The following is a 15,040-nucleotide window of genomic DNA, read 5'->3' as shown; positions in this document are numbered from 1 at the left end:
AGCGAAGCAATCCAGTCTTTCTTTGCCGAAGTGAAGAGCTGGATTGTCGCGTCGCTTCGCTCCTCGCAATGACGGGGGAAAGGCCTGAGCCGGGCTTACCCCTTCTTCTGCAGATCCGGTGCATTGACGAGTGGAATCGCCACGCGTCCCGGCCCCGTCAGCGGCAATGCCGCAGCTGCTTTCTCGTTGGCCATGATCTTGGCCATCACGGCCTGGCCCGCACGCTCGAACACCTCGCGGTTCTCGATCACGAATTGCTGCGACTTGCGCAAAGACGCGATGTAGCCGTTGATCTCTGGCACCACGTAGCGTGCCACCATGTCCCAGCTGCGCCGCGTGTTCTCCGGATTAGCCCAGTCATGCACGAAGCCGATGATGGTGCCGACACCGCCTGAGACCTGCATCAGGTTCTTGATGGTCTTGATGAGGTCATCTGGCGTGCCGATGGTCGAGGCCGCATTCTCGCCGCCCGCCGTCTTTTCCACTGCGTCCTCGGGTGAGATGAAGGGCTGCAGGCCCGGCCGCTGCAGCGTGCCGACATTATATTCGTTGTGCCAGCGCATCAGGCCGGGGCCGGCCTCGCGCGCCGCCTGTTCGCGCGTCTCGGCGATGTGCCAGGATAGCAGCACGCGCCAGTTGGCGCGGTCGACCGTGGTGCCGTGCTTCTTCGCGGCATCCTCCGCAAAGCCCCATTGTGTCGGCAGTGCCATCAGGCCCTGCGTCGACATCGAGCCCAGCGAGATGATGCCGATGCCGTATTTGCCGGCCAGTGTCATGCCCGAGGGCGATATCTGCGACGCCACCACGAACGGCATCTCCTCTTGCAGCGGCAGGATCTGTAGCGCGGCGTCGTTCATGGTGAACCACTCGCTCTTCGCGGTGACGCGCTCACCGTTGAACAGACGGCGGATGATGGCGATGGCTTCGTCCTGACGGTCGCGCTGGGTCATCGGGTCGATACCGAGCGTATGCGCGTCGGAGGCGAGCGCGCCCGGCCCGGAGCCGAAGATCGCGCGGCCGCCGGTCATGTGATCCAGCTGCACCATGCGCTGTGCGACATTGTAGGGATGATGATAGGGCAGTGAGATCACGCCGGTCCCCAAGCGAATGCGCTTGGTGCGTTCGCCTGCCGCGGCGAGGAACATCTCCGGCGAGGCAATCATCTCCCAGCCCGACGAATGATGCTCGCCGCACCAGAATTCATCGTAGCCGAGCGCATCGAGCTGCTCGACGAGATCGAGGTCCCGCCGGAACTGCAGCATCGGGTGTTCGCCGATCGGATGATGCGGTGCGAGAAAGGCGCCGAACTTCACGCGAGCCATAGTGTTTCCTCTTTGTAATGTTTGTTAATGTTTTCGTTGCGCAGCCTATGGCCGGATGTCGCGGCATTCAATGCAATCCGCTGCATGGCCGCGACGCGCTGCCGCACAATGCCGTCTTGCGGAACGATCGGGCGGATCACCATTTGATGCCTGCACCGCAGCGTTTCCCGCAGGCGGGCAGGAGGACCAATGAGCTACTTCAAGACCGCGATTCTGCTGGCTGGCATGACCGCCCTGTTCATGGGCGTCGGCTATCTCATGGGCGGCGCGTCGGGTGCGATGATCGCGCTGGTGGTCGCCGCCGGCATGAACATGTTCGCCTACTGGAATTCGGACCGCGCGGTGCTGTCGATGCACGGCGCCCAGCCGGTTGATATCAGCAATGCGCCGGACCTGTATCGTATGGTCGGTGAGCTCGCCCACAATGCCGGCCTGCCGATGCCCAAGATCTACATCATGGACAATCCGCAGCCGAACGCCTTTGCGACCGGCCGGAATCCCGAGAACGCCGCCGTCGCCGTGACGACGGGGCTGATGCAGCAGCTGTCGCGCGAAGAGCTCGCCGGCGTGGTGGCGCATGAGCTGGCGCATATCAAGCATCACGACACGCTGCTGATGACCATCACCGCGACCATCGCCGGTGCGATCTCGATGATCGCCCAGTTCGGCATGTTCTTCGGCGGCAACCGCAACAATAATGGCCCGGGCATGATCGGCCAGATCGCGCTGATGATCCTGGCGCCGCTCGCCGCCATGCTGGTGCAGATGGCGATCAGCCGGACGCGCGAATATGCCGCCGACGAGATGGGCGCGCGGATCTGCGGCCAGCCGATGTGGCTGGCCTCGGCACTGGCCAAGATCGACAACGCCGCGCATCAGATTCCCAATGAGGATGCCGAGCGTGCGCCGGCGACCGCCCATATGTTCATCATCAATCCGCTGTCGGGGCGTGCCATGGACAATCTGTTCACCACGCATCCGGCGACGCAAAATCGAATCGCAGCGCTGCAGCAGCTTGCGGGGCAGATGGGTGCTCAGTCGCAGGTACCGACGCGTTCCGCGCCTCAAGCAACCGGCCCGTGGAACGGCGGCAGTCAGACGCGCCGCGGTCCGTGGGGCTAAACCCGTTTGGACTTAACGAGATTGGTCGCCGCGCAGCACCGTTCGGTTCAATGAAAACCGGACATGGCTGCGCGGCCATTCGCTGCGCTTTAGTCCGCTTGTTTACATGTCCCAAATCGTCATCGTGAGCGCTCCTGAAACGGGGACGCATGACTCATGCTCGGACGCATTCTGACGGTTGGCTTGTTTGTTCTTTTCGGTGCGTGTGCGGCACAGGCCGATGCGACAATTCCCAACAAAGATATTCCCGGTGCCCGAGATAGTGCGCTGCTGAAGCGTTACGACGGCTCCTTCATCATCAGCTATGAGCGTCTCGCCTTCACTGACTTCACCATCCCGCTGTCGAAGCTCGAAAAGACGGGTGATAGCGACCGCGATCGCATGAACAATCAGGTCTACAAGCCGAACAAGGTGCTTGAAGTGGAAGGAGCACGCACGCGCATCACCTATCTGCTGCCGGCCAACCGTTCGCCGCTCGAAGTGCTGCGGAACTATCAGGATGTGGTCAAGGCAGCCGGCGGCGAAGTGCTCTATAACTGCAAGACCGATGACTGTGGCGGCGATCCGACGCGCTCGGCCGCGGGCGGCGGCGGCGATATGAGCCTGCTGATGTATTTCGTCGCTGAGGCGCAGCTGAAGGATGGCGACTTCTCCAACGGCAAATGCGCCATGGCGTCCCATCTGGACGACCAGCGCTTCTTCGCTGCAAAAATTCCGCAAGCTGGCGGTGATGCCTATGTCACCGTGCAGACTTACTTCGTGAAGGACGATCTCTACTGCAAGGCCTTCAACGAACGCACCGTGGCCGTCGTGCATATCGTCGAGCCGAAGCCGCGCGAGCAGAAGATGGTGGTCGTGAAAGCCGACGAGATGGCGAAGACCATCGGCTCTACCGGCCGCGTTGCGCTCTACGGAATATTCTTCGATACGGGCAAGGCCGACCTGAAGCCGGAATCATCGCCGACCCTGCAGGAGATTGCAGGTCTGCTGTCGTCGGATCCGAAGCTCGCCGTGCTGATCGTTGGCCATACCGATAATCAGGGCGCCTATGACTACAATCTCGATCTGTCGCGCCGCCGCGCCGAGTCGGTGGTCGCAGCGCTCACTACGAGCTTCCGTGCAGACGGCAAGCGCCTGCGCGCGGCCGGTGTCGGCATGCTCGCACCCGCAGCATCGAATGACCAGGATGATGGCCGCGCCAAGAACCGGCGCGTGGAGGTCGTGAAGCTGAACTGAGTGCAACGGATGTTGTAGTGGGTGGGCTCGCCGGTGTCAGGTCCTTCGGATAGCGCTGTTCTGTTGGGGGAGAGATATCTCTGCGGATTCGACCAAAGCCCAATAGTGTTGAAGAAGCAGGCGGGGATATTAGTATCGGAAGTTGATGGAAAGGTTGTTGCCCGGACAGATAGAAGGGTAATTGCATGACGCCCGATGCCGTCGCTTTGGCCTCTATGGTCCTTCTGATTTTCTCGATGGGCTTCTTTCTGCTGTCGTCACCGGCCTTTCTGCTGGTGAGGCTGGATATCCCGGAAGTGACTCAGTTACTGCGGGGCCTGTTCCGCTCTTATTTTCTGATGGTCGCTATCGCCGGTGTCATCGCGACAACGGCCTTTGCACTGGCGGGTCGACTGGTTTTCACCATCGGCATCGGCTTGATCGCGGCTTTTGCGATTTGGGCGCGGGGCTGGTTCTTGCGGCGGATGGATAGTCAGATGAGTGCACGAGACGCCGGTGATGCCGAGGCCGTGCGCCGGCTCCGACGGATGCATTGGGGCGGCATGCTGTCGAACGCATTCCAGCTTGCCGCCATTATCGGCAGCATCCCCTACGTCATGTCGGCTTGATCAGCCTCGCAGCACAGCGATGTGCTGACGATAAAGCGCGATGGAGAATGCAGATGAGCAAGTTCTCATGGCGGTGGTTGTCACGTCAGAAGCCTAAGCCTTCGAATGCTGGGTCTCTGGATGCAGCGCAGGGTACTGAACGATTTGCAGGCAGCGATCGGCGCCAACTGCTTCAGGCGCTTTCGGTGATCGTCGGTGGCGGCGCTTTGGCCGCGCTGCCGCAAAGCTCGGATGCGAAAGATGCGAGCGAGCTGCCACCGCCCAAGCGGGTCGTGACCGGCCGCGATGAAGCCGGCAAGTCGGTGTTCAAGTCCTTCGATGTCACGTCCAAGGTCGTGGAGATCGATGCCAATCCCGGCCTGACATTCTACGAACTCTACATGACCGAGGGAGTGCCCGGACTTACGGGCCTGGAGCCGGACCCGATGCTCAAGGGAACGCGCGCTTTTCCCGGCCCGGGAGGAACGATGTTTCGTCTGATTTCGTATCCGCCCAAGCGGCCCGAAGGCTGGAAGCCGCCGCCCGGCGTCACAATGGAAAGCGGGCTGCGCGAGTTGTCGGACAAGGTCCCGGGCATGGGGGATCATTTCGAGCGCGATGCACCAGGCATGCACACGTCGGATACGATCGATTACGGAGTCGTGGTTCGCGGCGAGATGACGCTGGAATTGGACGATGGTCAGAAAGTCCATTTGCGTCAGGGCGACTGCGTCGTGCAGAACGGGACACGCCATCGCTGGCGCAACCCGTTGCCGGAGCCCTGTCTCATGGCGTTCATCTCGATTGGTGGCAAGCGCAGCTAGGAGAGTGGGGCTGCCTCAGTCATTCCCGGCTCGTGCTCTCGGCTGCGCCGAGACTGTGCTCCGGAATGACAAAGAGTTACCTTGCCGTCATCCTGTTCCACGCATCCAGCCCGGCGATCTTGTAGGCCTCCGCCAGAGTCGGATAGTTGAACGTGTTCTGGATGAAATAGTCGATCGTGCCTTTGAGGTTGAGCACGGCCTGGCCGATATGGATCAGCTCGGTGGCGCCTTCGCCGAGAATATGCACGCCGAGCAGGCGGCGGGTCTTGGTCGAGAAGATCATCTTCATCATGCCGCTATCCAGGCCCATGATATGTCCACGCGAGGTCTCGCGAAACCGCGCGACGCCGACTTCATAGGGAATGCCCTTCTGGCGGACTTCCTCTTCGGTGAGCCCGGTCGTGGAAATCTCCGGCACCGAATAGATGCCGTAGGGAAAGAACTCCGGGGGCGCCAGCGGCTCCATCCCGAGCGCGTGGCAGGCGGCAACGCGGCCTTGCTCCATCGATGTGGAGGCCAGTGAAGGAAAGCCGATGACATCGCCCGCCGCATAGATATGCGACACGCTGGTCTGCAGCGTTACGGGATCGACGGCAATGCGACCGCGGTGATCGATGGCGATGCCGGCAACATCGAGATTGAGCCGGTCGGTCGCGCCGACGCGGCCGGCAGCGAACAGCAACATCTCGGACGTGACGTTGCGGCCGTCAGCGAGCCGGGTGACGATCTGGCCATGTGCGTTCTGCTCGATCGTACTGACCTTGGAGCCGAGCCGCAGCGCGACATTGCGATCGCGCAGCTCATGCATGAATTCGTCGATCAGCTCCTTGTCGATGAAATCGAGAAAGGTCGGCCGCGGCTCGATCAGGGTCACGGCGACATCGAGCGCGCTGAAGATGGTGGCATATTCGACACCGATCACGCCGGCGCCGATCACCGCGAGGCTGCGCGGCAGCTTCGGCAGGTCGATGATCTCGTCGCTGTCGAACACTGTCTTGTTGTCGAACGGGACGTAGTCGGGTCGGAATGGCCGTGTGCCGCAGGCGATCAGGATATGACCGGCGGTGACATTCTTGATTTCGTTCTTTTCGTTGGCGATCTCGATCTGGTGCGGTCCGGTGAAACGTGCCTCGCCGAGCGCCGTCTTCACGGCATTGCGGCTAAACTGATGCTCCAGCACCTCGACCTCGTGGTCGAGTGTCTTCTGCAGCCGCACGATCAGGTCGTGGGCCTCGATGTCCTGTTTCACCCGATAGGAGCGGCCGTAGAAGCCGCGCTCGCGCCAGCCGGACAGGTTGAGCACGGTCTCGCGCAGGGTCTTCGATGGAATGGTGCCGGTATGGACCGAGACGCCGCCGACCCGTCGGCCCTTCTCCACCACCAGCACCGATTTGCCGAGCTTGGCGAACTGGACGGCTGCGCGCCGGCCGGAGGGGCCGGAGCCGATCACGATCATGTCGTAGTCATACATCGAAGAGGCCTCGAAACCGGAAGGGCCGGCATATGCAATCGCTTCGCCATGCAGCAATCGGGCCACAGGCGGTATCTTCCTGCACGAGGAATGCAAATTCGGTGTGACTTGGACGGGGAGATCGACCTGCGAAGCCGGGCCTGCGGTCAGCGCGCCACCAATTCCGACGGGAGAGTTCAATTGAATAAAGCTACCTCCGAGGTAATCGACGCGATGACTGGAAGCTGGGATCAAAGTGGACGGCTGCTTCAGGCCGACCGTTGAGCGAGGCGCTCCATGCACCAGATCGTTGCCAATCCTGTCGACTCCGTGCGCCGCTGGTGGGTGCTGGCGATCGTCGTTGTGGCGCAGTTCATGTTTGGGGTCGATGCCTTCATCGTCAATGTCGCGATCCCAACCATCGCGGTCGAGCTTCGTGCCAGCGCGGCGCAGATCGAGGCCGTGATTGCGGTCTATCTGATCGGATATGCGACGCTGGTGATCACCGGCGGCCGGCTCGGTGACATCTACGGCACCAGGAACACCTTTCTCGCCGGCGTGCTCGGCTTCACCCTGACGTCGCTGTGGTGCGGGCTCGCGCAATCCGGACCGGAGCTAATTCTGGCGCGGCTGGCACAGGGCGCCACTGCAGCGCTGATGGTGCCTCAGGTGCTGGCCACCATCCACGTGCTGTTTGTCGATGAAGCCCGCGCCCGCGCCTTCGCCGTCTACGGCATCGTGCTCGGCCTTGCTGGCGCTGCGGGCTTTCTGCTCGGTGGGCTGCTGGTAACGATGGACCTTGCAGGCCTCGGCTGGCGTGCGGTGTTCTTCGTCAATGTACCGATGGGGCTTGTCATCATCGCGGCGGCGTGGCGGCTGATGCCATCCGTTCCTCGCCGTCCAGGCACGCGGCTGGATATACCGGGTGCGTTGGTGCTGTTCGCCGGGTTGCTCGGTCTGATCGGCCCGCTGCTGTTCGGGCACGAATTGCACTGGGCGCCGTCTGTGTGGCTGGCGATGGCTATGGGTGCGGCAGTGATCGTCGGCTTCGTCAGGCTGGAGCGCCGTGTCGCGCTGCGTGGTGGCATGCCGCTGATCGATCTGGCGTTGCTCGCGGATGCTGCTTTCATGCGCGGGCTGTGCGCGGTGTTCTTTTTCTTCTTCGCCAATCTGTCATTCTACCTCGTGATGACGTTGTTCATGCAGAACGCGTTGCACATGCCGCCGCTGCGGGCCGGTTTTATTTTCGTATCGCTGGCGCTGGCTTTCGTTGTCGCGTCGCGTCACAGCGGCATGCGGTCACGCCATCGTGGCACGCTGGTGCTGATCGAGGGGTGTGCGGTGCAGGTCATCGGTCTTGCCGCGCTGGCTGCAACGGTGCTGGCCGTCAACGCGTCGTCTGCATCGCTGCTGGCGGTACCGCTTGCCGTGTTCGGTTACGGCCAGGGTCTGGTCATGGCGCCGCTGTCCAGTGCCGTGCTGTCGACCGTACAAACGTCGAGCGCGGGAGCCGGCTCGGGCATGTACGGCACCACGACACAAATCGCCAATGCAGCCGGCGTTGCTGCGATCGGCGCGGTCTATTTCGCGGTGCAATCCGCAGCATCGGCAGTCACCGCGCTGCTCGCAAGCCTCGCATTATGCGTGTTGTCGGTCGCCGCCAGTGCGGGCTTTCTGCTGTGGATGCGCCGCGCGGGCAACGTATAGAATTCCAGCACGGCGTTTGATCGTCCAGCACGCGCCTTGACAGGTCAATCGCGATGGCTTGATATTAGGGCATGGGGACAAAGCGATCTCCCCACGAGGCGACATGCCCAAGTATCGCGTCCCGCATTCCTGCAAGGACGCGCCATGTCATCGATTAACAGCATTTCCGTTGAAAAACTCGTTCGCCTGATCGGGACGCCGAAATGTCCCGCGCTCGTCGATGTCCGCACCGACGAGGATTTCGCCCGGTCGCCGTTTCTCCTGCCGGGTTCGGTCCGGCGGCCATTCGGCGACGTGAATGGTTGGGCCGCGGCGCTGCGCGGTCGGTCCGCCATGGTGATCTGCCAGAAAGGTCTCAAGCTCAGTCACGGCGTTGCCGCGCTGCTGCGCGATGCCGGTATCCCGGCAGAGGTTTTGGAAGGCGGGTATCTCGCATGGGAGAGTGCAGGCCTGCCGCGCGTTCCCACCAGCAAGTTGCCGCCGCAAAACCCGCAGGGCCGCACTTTGTGGGTGACGCGCGAACGCCCAAAGATCGACCGCATTGCCTGTCCCTGGCTGATCCGGCGTTTCATCGATCCGGCGGCGCTGTTCATGTTCGTTGCGCCGTCGGAAGTCTCGGCCGTCGGCGAGAAATTTGATGCTGCGCCCTTCGATATCGAAGGCGTGTTCTGGAGCCATCGCGGCGAGCTCTGTACCTTCGATGTGATGATCGAGGAATTCGGCCTCGCCACGCCGCCGTTGCTGCGGCTGGCTACCATTGTCCGCGCAGCGGATACAGCACGGCTCGATCTCGCCCCGGAAGCGCCGGGCCTGCTGGCGGCGTCACTCGGCCTGTCGCGGATGTATGCCGACGATCTCGAGCAGCTTGAGGCTGGACTGAATCTGTACGATGCGTTCTATCGCTGGTGCCGAGATGCCAGCACCGAAACCCACAACTGGCCGACAGCAAAGACGAAAGCTTGAGATGGCGGAAGCAACTTCGGTCACACCACCAGCCATTCCCGAGCCGCAGACCCACGGCGTTTCCTTCTCGGAGGCATTTTCGGTGTGGCTGCGGATCGCGTTGCTTTCCTTCGGCGGTCCGGCCGGGCAGATCGCGGTGATGCATCGCATCCTCGTCGATGAGAAGCGCTGGGTGTCGGAGAGCCGGTTTCTGCACGCGCTGAACTATTGCATGCTGTTGCCGGGCCCGGAGGCGCAGCAGCTTGCGACCTATATCGGCTGGCTGATGCACCGGACCGCTGGCGGGCTGATGGCCGGCGGGCTGTTCATCCTTCCCGGTGCGATCTGCATCATGGTGCTGAGCTGGATTTATGCTGTGTTCGGCAATGTCGGCATCGTCGCGGCGCTGTTCTTCGGCTTGAAGGCCGCAGTGCTCGCGATCGTGCTGCAGGCGGTGGTGCGGGTCGGTAGCCGTGCACTGAAGAACGATGTGATGCGCGTGCTGGCAGCCATCGCCTTCCTCGCGATCTTCTTTCTCGATGTGCCGTTCCCGGTGATCGTTTTCGGTGCGGCAGCGATTGGCTTCCTCGGCGGTCGGGCCGGTCTGCCGGCCTTCACGGTGAGTGCGGGTCACGGGTCATCAGGCGGAGGCGACGCTGATAGTTTGCTCGGAGATCAACTTCCTCTCCATGCCCGGCCGAGTGTACGGCAGTCGCTCATCGTTGCGACCGTCTGGCTGGTGCTGTGGCTCACGCCCGTCGCTGTGCTGCTCGTGGCGTTCGGCAGCAATGACGTGTTCAGCCAGATTGCCGTTTTCTTCTCCAAGATGGCAATGGTCACCTTTGGTGGTGCCTATGCGGTTCTCGCTTATGTCGCGCAGCAGGCCGTCGATCACTACGCATGGCTGAAGCCGGGCGAGATGCTCGATGGCCTTGGCATGGCCGAAACCACGCCTGGTCCGTTGATCATGGTGCTGCAATTCGTGGGCTTCATGGCGGCCTTCCGCGCACCGGGGATGTTGCCGCCGCTGCTGGCGGGCACGCTTGGTGGATTGCTCGCGACCTGGGTGACCTTTGCGCCGTGCTTTCTCTGGATTTTTCTCGGGGCGCCGTTCGTCGAAACCCTTCGTGGCAATCGCGCGCTGAGCGCCGCGCTGGCGGCGATTACCGCCGCAGTGGTCGGTGTCATCCTCAACCTGGCGATATGGTTCGCCATCCACACGATGTTTCGCGACGTGAAACCTGTTCGTGCGCTCGGACTCAGCTTCGACATGCCGGTTCTGCACAGCGTCAACGGATGGGCTGTCGCGCTGTCGGTCGCGGCGCTGCTTGGGGTCTTCTATCTGAGGATTGGTCTGCTGCAGATACTGTTGGCTTGTGCAGGCGCGGGTGTGCTTTTGCACATCGTCGGTCTGGTGTGACGTCAATCGCGAAACCGTGTGCGGAACCGGTAATTGACGGCCGACGGAACAGGAACGTTTCGAACGACGTTGCGTTGAAGGCCGTTCACTCAACAGGAGCTGACCATGCGGAAAACCATTCTTGTTGCGATCTGCGCCACGGCCATCGGCGCTACTCCGTTCGCAGCCTTTGCCCAGGCGACCGGCCCCTCCGGCCAGGATTCGACCAAGATGGGCACCGGCACGACGGCGAAGGAAGGCGAGACCAAGGCCACGGGCACCCAGGGAATGTCGAAAAATAGCGCGAAGAAGGATTCCATGCACAACGACGGCATGAAGAAAGACAAGATGATGAAGAACGAGATGAAACAGTAACTCGTCATCTCTCCCCGACTCGCCCCGTATGACCTGGCCATGTTATGGCCGGCCCTGCGGGGCTTCCTTTGCAATATAGGTAATTTCGGAAGCGTCCGTGGCGCCTCTCGTTTCGTTGATAGGTATATTGAAACCGTATTTGTTTTATTTTGCAGTGCAGCAACCATATGTCGTCGGTACTGTTGTATAAGCCTGACGACCTAGGAGCTGCCGTGTCTCTTGCCGATAATATCGATTTCCTTCGCAATCTCCCGAAACCGCCCGGAATCAATACGTTGCAGGGGTTGGCGCGCGGCCGTGCGTCGGCAGGTTTGAGCCCGATCAGCGAATCAACGGGTTTCGGCAGCAATCCCGGCGACCTTCGTATGTTCAGTTACGTGCCCGCCACGCTGGCAGCAAATCCGGCATTAGTCGTCGTGCTGCACGGATGCACTCAGAACGCTGCGGGCTATGACAACGGCACCGGCTGGTCTGCTCTCGCCGAGCGTTATGGTTTCGCGCTGCTGATGCCTGAGCAGAAGTCATCCAATAATGGCAACACCTGCTTCAACTGGTTCAATGCCGATGACATCGCGCGCGATAGCGGCGAAGCGCTCTCGATCCGTGAGATGATCGAGCAGATGGCCGTGGACCACGATGTGGATCGCAAGCGCATCTTCGTTACGGGTCTGTCGGCCGGCGGCGCGATGACCTCGGTGATGCTCGCAACCTATCCTGACGTGTTTGCGGCCGGCGCCATCATTGCGGGCTTGCCTTACGGTATCGCCACCACCATGCAGGAAGCGCTGAGCGGCATGTATCGCGCGGCGCCGCGTGCCGCGAACGATCTCGGCAACCTCGTGCGCAAGGCATCGCCGCATACCGGTGAGTGGCCGAAAGTGTCCGTCTGGCACGGCAGTGCCGATCGCACCGTCAATCCGGCCAATGCCGGCGAGATCGTCAAGCAATGGCTCGACCTTCACGGCCTGCCGCCCGCACCGATGTCCGCCGTGGATGTCGACGGCTATCCGCGTGAGGTGTGGTGGAACAAGGACGGTGAAACCGTCGTGGAATCCTACACGATCACCGACATGGCGCATGGCACGCCGCTGGCGATTGCCGGACAGGACGAGCCCTATGGCGCCGCCGGTGCCTTCCTGCTCGAAGCCGGCATCTCATCCTCGTATCATATCGCGCAGTTCTTCGGCCTTACCCGGCAGCTTGCACCCCGCAATGTCGAAGCTGCAGCCGTGGAACCGGCGGCTCCGGCGGATGCCACTGTCTCATCGGTGACGCAAAAGCCGCGCACATCAGGCGATCGACGCGCCGCGCGCCGCGATCCCGTAGGACGGCGGTCTATCGATATCAACGGTGCCATTACTCGTGCCCTCACGGCTGCCGGTCTCATCAAGTCACCCTGACAAGTAACAGGCGTGATCGGCGCCGATTTGCGCCAGGTCTGACAGGGCGCTAAGTTCTCAAGATACGTCAGACTGGTCTTGCGTACCGATTGCCCGCGCATGTTGGATGCCCATCGACCGAATTCGCCCGACTTTCTCGCCGGTGGAGGCGAGATGGGGGCGTTGATGCGTGCTTACGATTGGGCATCGCATCCGATCGGAGCCCCGGATACCTGGCCGCAGAGTCTGCGCACCGCGATCCGGATCGTCCTGAATACCAACCACCCGATGTTCATCTGGTGGGGACCGGACCTCATCCAGTTCTATAATGACGCCTATGCGCTGACCATGGATGCACAACAGCATCACGCAGGGCTGGGCGCGCGCGGCCGTGAATTCTGGCACGAAATCTGGCCCATCATCGGCCCGCAGATCGCGCAGGTGATGAGTGGCGGCGGTGCCACCTGGCATGAAAACCAGCTGATCCCCATGACGCGCAATGGCAAGCTCGAACACAGCTATTGGACCTACAGCTATAGTCCGCTCGATCTGGATGACGGCGTCGGCGGCGTGCTGGTGGTTTGCCGCGATGTTACCCGGGATCATGAAGCGACCATTGTCTTGCGCGAGCGAGAAGCAGAGCTCGCGCGTGTGCAGCAGATCGGCCAGATCGGTGGTCTCGAAGTCGATCTGCGTACCGGCTTCCGCAACCGTCGATCGCCCGAATATCTGATCGTTCATGGTTTGCCGCCGGAAGCGGCCAACGAATCGCACGAAGATTGGGTGCGTCGCATCCATCCCGAGGATCGCGAGGCGACGGAGCAGAAGTTTCGCGACGCGGTGAAAAGCGGCGTGCGCGACTATACTGTGCAGTATCGCATCATTCGCCCGAGCGATGGCCAGACCCGCTGGATTTCAGTGCGATCCTATATCGAGCGCGACGACGCGGGAAAGCCGCTGCGGCTGGTCGGTGCGCATACCGACGTCACCGATCAGGTGCTGGCAGAGCAAGCGCTGCGCAAGAGCGAGGATGAGGCGCGTCGGCTCGCGGCAAAACTAGCAGACCTCAATGAGACGCTGGAACAGCGCGTGCGCGACAAGACGCGTGAGCGCGACCGGATCTGGAGCGTGTCGCAGGACCTCCTGATGGTCGCCGACCATGATGGCGTCTGGCGCACCGTCAATCCGGCCTGGACGCGCACGCTCGGCTGGAGCGAGGCCGAGCTGCTCAACACGACCTCGCGCTGGCTCGAGCATCCTGAGGATCAGGCCAGGACGATGGCCGAGGTCGATAAGCTTGCTGCCGGCGAGCCGACGATCCGCTTCGAGAATCGCCTTCGCCACAAGGATGGCTCCTATCGCTGGCTGTCCTGGACGGCGGTGCCGGATCAGAACCAGATCTATTGCGTGGCGCGCGATATCACGGCCGAGAAGGCTGCCGCCGAGCGCCTTAAAAACACTGAAGAGGCGCTGCGGCAGTCGCAGAAAATGGAGGCTGTCGGTCAGCTCACCGGCGGCATCGCGCATGACTTCAACAACCTGCTCACCGGCATCGTCGGCTCGCTCGACTTGATGCAGACACGGCTCGGTCAGGGTCGCACCGACAATATCGCGCGCTATATCGACGCTGCGATGACCTCGGCCAATCGTGCGGCTGCGCTGACGCACCGGTTGCTGGCCTTCGCGCGGCGGCAACCGCTGATTCCGAAAAGCGTCGATGCCAATATGCTGATCGTCTCGCTGGAGGATCTGTTGCGCCGGACCATTGGCGAGACGCTGGATCTCGATATCGTGGCGGCACCTGATCTATGGTGCACGCTGTGCGATCCGAACCAGTTGGAGAGCGCGTTGCTCAATCTGGCGATCAATGCGCGCGACGCGATGCCTGATGGCGGGCACTTGAAGATCGCGACACAGAATGTGCGCGTCGATGCCATCAATGCCAATGCGCCGGCTCTGACGCCTGGCGACTATATCTGCATCAGCGTCAGCGACAGCGGAACCGGCATGAGCCCGGAGGTCGTGGCGCGCGCCTTCGATCCGTTCTTCACGACAAAGCCGATCGGGCAGGGCACGGGCCTCGGCCTATCGATGATCTACGGCTTCGCGCGTCAGTCCAACGGACATGTCAGCATCGACAGCAGGCTCGATATTGGGACGACCGTGAAACTGTATCTGCCGCGCCATGAGGGAGACGCTGCCGCACAGGATGCGGCCCCGCTGAAGGGCGATCAGCATGTGGCCGCAGGCGAAACCCTGCTGGTGGTCGAGGATGAGCCGGTGGTGCGCTCTGTCATCGTCGATATGTTGAAGGACGAAGGCTATCGCGTGCTTGAGGCAGTTGATGGTCCGTCGGGCTTGCGGGTCCTGCGCGAGACGCCGAATATCGATCTGCTGGTCACCGATATCGGGCTGCCCGGCATGAACGGCCGTCAGCTTGCCGATCAAGCGCGCGAGGCGCGGCCGGACTTGAAGATCCTGTTCATCACCGGTTATTCCGAAAGCGTCGTTATGGCGAAAGGCTTTCTGCTGCCTGGGATGGAGATGATCACCAAGCCGTTCGACCTCGATCATTTCCTGCGACGCATCCGCGCGATGGTCACGAGCTAAAGCGTTTTCAAGCGAAGTGGATACCGGTTCGCGTCTAGAAAACGCGTCAGAATAAAAGGCGTAGCCCTCCGGTTCCATATCTCTCCA

13 protein-coding genes are annotated in these 15,040 nt (G+C 61.8%); 10 read left to right on the top strand and 3 right to left on the bottom strand.

Features of this window, described 5'->3' with window-relative positions; all coding sequences use genetic code 11:
• Nucleotides 1-95 precede the first annotated feature (95 nt).
• Both AB7783_RS21685 and AB7783_RS21680 read right to left on the bottom strand, forming a co-directional pair.
• Nucleotides 96-1,322 (bottom strand): LLM class flavin-dependent oxidoreductase, encoded by a 1,227-nt coding sequence (locus tag AB7783_RS21685; RefSeq protein WP_441278783.1) that lies wholly within the window; start codon nucleotides 1,320-1,322, stop codon nucleotides 96-98.
• The gene (locus AB7783_RS21680) at nucleotides 1,310-1,465 is read right to left on the bottom strand and encodes a hypothetical protein (RefSeq protein ID WP_170849618.1); all 156 of its coding nucleotides are present in this window, start codon (nucleotides 1,463-1,465) and stop codon (nucleotides 1,310-1,312) included. Before AB7783_RS21680 ends, AB7783_RS21685 begins: the two co-directional genes overlap by 13 nt.
• 46 nt (nucleotides 1,466-1,511) lie before the next feature.
• Here AB7783_RS21680 and htpX point away from each other — a divergent pair, with 46 nt between their 5' ends.
• The 4 genes from htpX to AB7783_RS21660 all read left to right on the top strand — a co-directional run bounded on the left by htpX (nucleotide 1,512) and on the right by AB7783_RS21660 (nucleotide 5,091).
• Entirely contained in the window at nucleotides 1,512-2,444 is a 933-nt protein-coding gene (gene htpX, locus AB7783_RS21675) for a zinc metalloprotease HtpX (RefSeq protein ID WP_441278782.1), read from the top strand.
• Between the two features lie 156 nt (nucleotides 2,445-2,600).
• Nucleotides 2,601-3,680, top strand: a complete 1,080-nt coding sequence (locus AB7783_RS21670; RefSeq protein WP_441278781.1) for a DUF4892 domain-containing protein — start codon at nucleotides 2,601-2,603, stop codon at nucleotides 3,678-3,680.
• A gap of 185 nt (nucleotides 3,681-3,865) precedes the next feature.
• Complete coding sequence (locus AB7783_RS21665; RefSeq protein WP_089263479.1) at nucleotides 3,866-4,288, top strand: hypothetical protein; 423 nt, start codon at nucleotides 3,866-3,868, stop codon at nucleotides 4,286-4,288.
• The gene (locus tag AB7783_RS21660; RefSeq protein ID WP_441278780.1) at nucleotides 4,285-5,091 is read left to right on the top strand and encodes a cupin domain-containing protein; all 807 of its coding nucleotides are present in this window, start codon (nucleotides 4,285-4,287) and stop codon (nucleotides 5,089-5,091) included. The genes AB7783_RS21665 and AB7783_RS21660 overlap by 4 nt, the downstream gene beginning before the upstream one ends.
• A gap of 76 nt (nucleotides 5,092-5,167) precedes the next feature.
• On the opposite strand, the gene sthA is transcribed toward AB7783_RS21660, so the two are convergent.
• Nucleotides 5,168-6,562, bottom strand: coding sequence for a Si-specific NAD(P)(+) transhydrogenase (sthA, locus tag AB7783_RS21655; RefSeq protein ID WP_441279742.1), 1,395 nt, complete (start codon nucleotides 6,560-6,562; stop codon nucleotides 5,168-5,170).
• Nucleotides 6,563-6,838: 276 nt separating this feature from the next.
• On the opposite strand from sthA, the gene AB7783_RS21650 reads away from it, so the two are divergent.
• The 6 genes from AB7783_RS21650 (at nucleotide 6,839) to AB7783_RS21625 (ending at nucleotide 14,953) form a co-directional block, all read left to right on the top strand.
• On the top strand, nucleotides 6,839-8,248 hold the full coding sequence (locus AB7783_RS21650) for an MFS transporter (RefSeq protein WP_441278779.1): 1,410 nt from the start codon (nucleotides 6,839-6,841) through the stop codon (nucleotides 8,246-8,248).
• 144 nt (nucleotides 8,249-8,392) lie between these two features.
• Entirely contained in the window at nucleotides 8,393-9,211 is an 819-nt protein-coding gene (locus AB7783_RS21645) for a chromate resistance protein ChrB domain-containing protein (RefSeq protein ID WP_441278778.1), read from the top strand.
• 1 nt (nucleotide 9,212) lies between these two features.
• Nucleotides 9,213-10,610 carry a chromate efflux transporter gene (chrA, locus tag AB7783_RS21640; RefSeq protein WP_441278777.1) on the top strand — a complete coding sequence of 466 codons (1,398 nt, stop codon included), beginning with the start codon at nucleotides 9,213-9,215 and terminating at the stop codon, nucleotides 10,608-10,610.
• Nucleotides 10,611-10,715: 105 nt separating this feature from the next.
• Nucleotides 10,716-10,964, top strand: coding sequence for a hypothetical protein (locus tag AB7783_RS21635; protein ID WP_441278776.1), 249 nt, complete (start codon nucleotides 10,716-10,718; stop codon nucleotides 10,962-10,964).
• A gap of 212 nt (nucleotides 10,965-11,176) precedes the next feature.
• Entirely contained in the window at nucleotides 11,177-12,364 is a 1,188-nt protein-coding gene (locus AB7783_RS21630; protein ID WP_184512348.1) for an extracellular catalytic domain type 1 short-chain-length polyhydroxyalkanoate depolymerase, read from the top strand.
• A 99-nt stretch (nucleotides 12,365-12,463) separates the two neighbouring features.
• A complete protein-coding gene (locus AB7783_RS21625) occupies nucleotides 12,464-14,953 on the top strand; it encodes a PAS domain-containing protein (RefSeq protein WP_441278775.1) in 2,490 nt (829 codons plus the stop codon).
• The last annotated feature ends 87 nt before the right edge of the window (nucleotides 14,954-15,040 follow it).

It is taken from the genome of Tardiphaga sp. 172_B4_N1_3 (assembly GCF_052076035.1).
GTDB classification, from domain to species: domain Bacteria; phylum Pseudomonadota; class Alphaproteobacteria; order Rhizobiales; family Xanthobacteraceae; genus Tardiphaga; species Tardiphaga robiniae.
The sequence above is the reverse complement of the archived record's forward strand: the minus strand, read 5'-3'. Positions and strand labels throughout refer to the sequence as shown.

Excerpts from the sequence above, each read along its gene's own strand:
- AB7783_RS21685 (WP_441278783.1), bottom strand. The coding sequence starts at position 1,322 with ATGGCTCGCGTGAAGTTCGGCGCCTTTCTCGCACCGCATCATCCGATC.
- AB7783_RS21680 (WP_170849618.1), bottom strand. The coding sequence starts at position 1,465 with ATGGTGATCCGCCCGATCGTTCCGCAAGACGGCATTGTGCGGCAGCGC.
- htpX (WP_441278782.1), top strand. The coding sequence starts at position 1,512 with ATGAGCTACTTCAAGACCGCGATTCTGCTGGCTGGCATGACCGCCCTG.
- AB7783_RS21670 (WP_441278781.1), top strand. The coding sequence starts at position 2,601 with ATGCTCGGACGCATTCTGACGGTTGGCTTGTTTGTTCTTTTCGGTGCG.
- AB7783_RS21665 (WP_089263479.1), top strand. The coding sequence starts at position 3,866 with ATGACGCCCGATGCCGTCGCTTTGGCCTCTATGGTCCTTCTGATTTTC.
- sthA (WP_441279742.1), bottom strand. The coding sequence starts at position 6,562 with ATGTATGACTACGACATGATCGTGATCGGCTCCGGCCCCTCCGGCCGG.
- AB7783_RS21650 (WP_441278779.1), top strand. The coding sequence starts at position 6,839 with ATGCACCAGATCGTTGCCAATCCTGTCGACTCCGTGCGCCGCTGGTGG.
- AB7783_RS21645 (WP_441278778.1), top strand. The coding sequence starts at position 8,393 with ATGTCATCGATTAACAGCATTTCCGTTGAAAAACTCGTTCGCCTGATC.
- chrA (WP_441278777.1), top strand. The coding sequence starts at position 9,213 with ATGGCGGAAGCAACTTCGGTCACACCACCAGCCATTCCCGAGCCGCAG.
- AB7783_RS21635 (WP_441278776.1), top strand. The coding sequence starts at position 10,716 with ATGCGGAAAACCATTCTTGTTGCGATCTGCGCCACGGCCATCGGCGCT.
- AB7783_RS21625 (WP_441278775.1), top strand. The coding sequence starts at position 12,464 with ATGTTGGATGCCCATCGACCGAATTCGCCCGACTTTCTCGCCGGTGGA.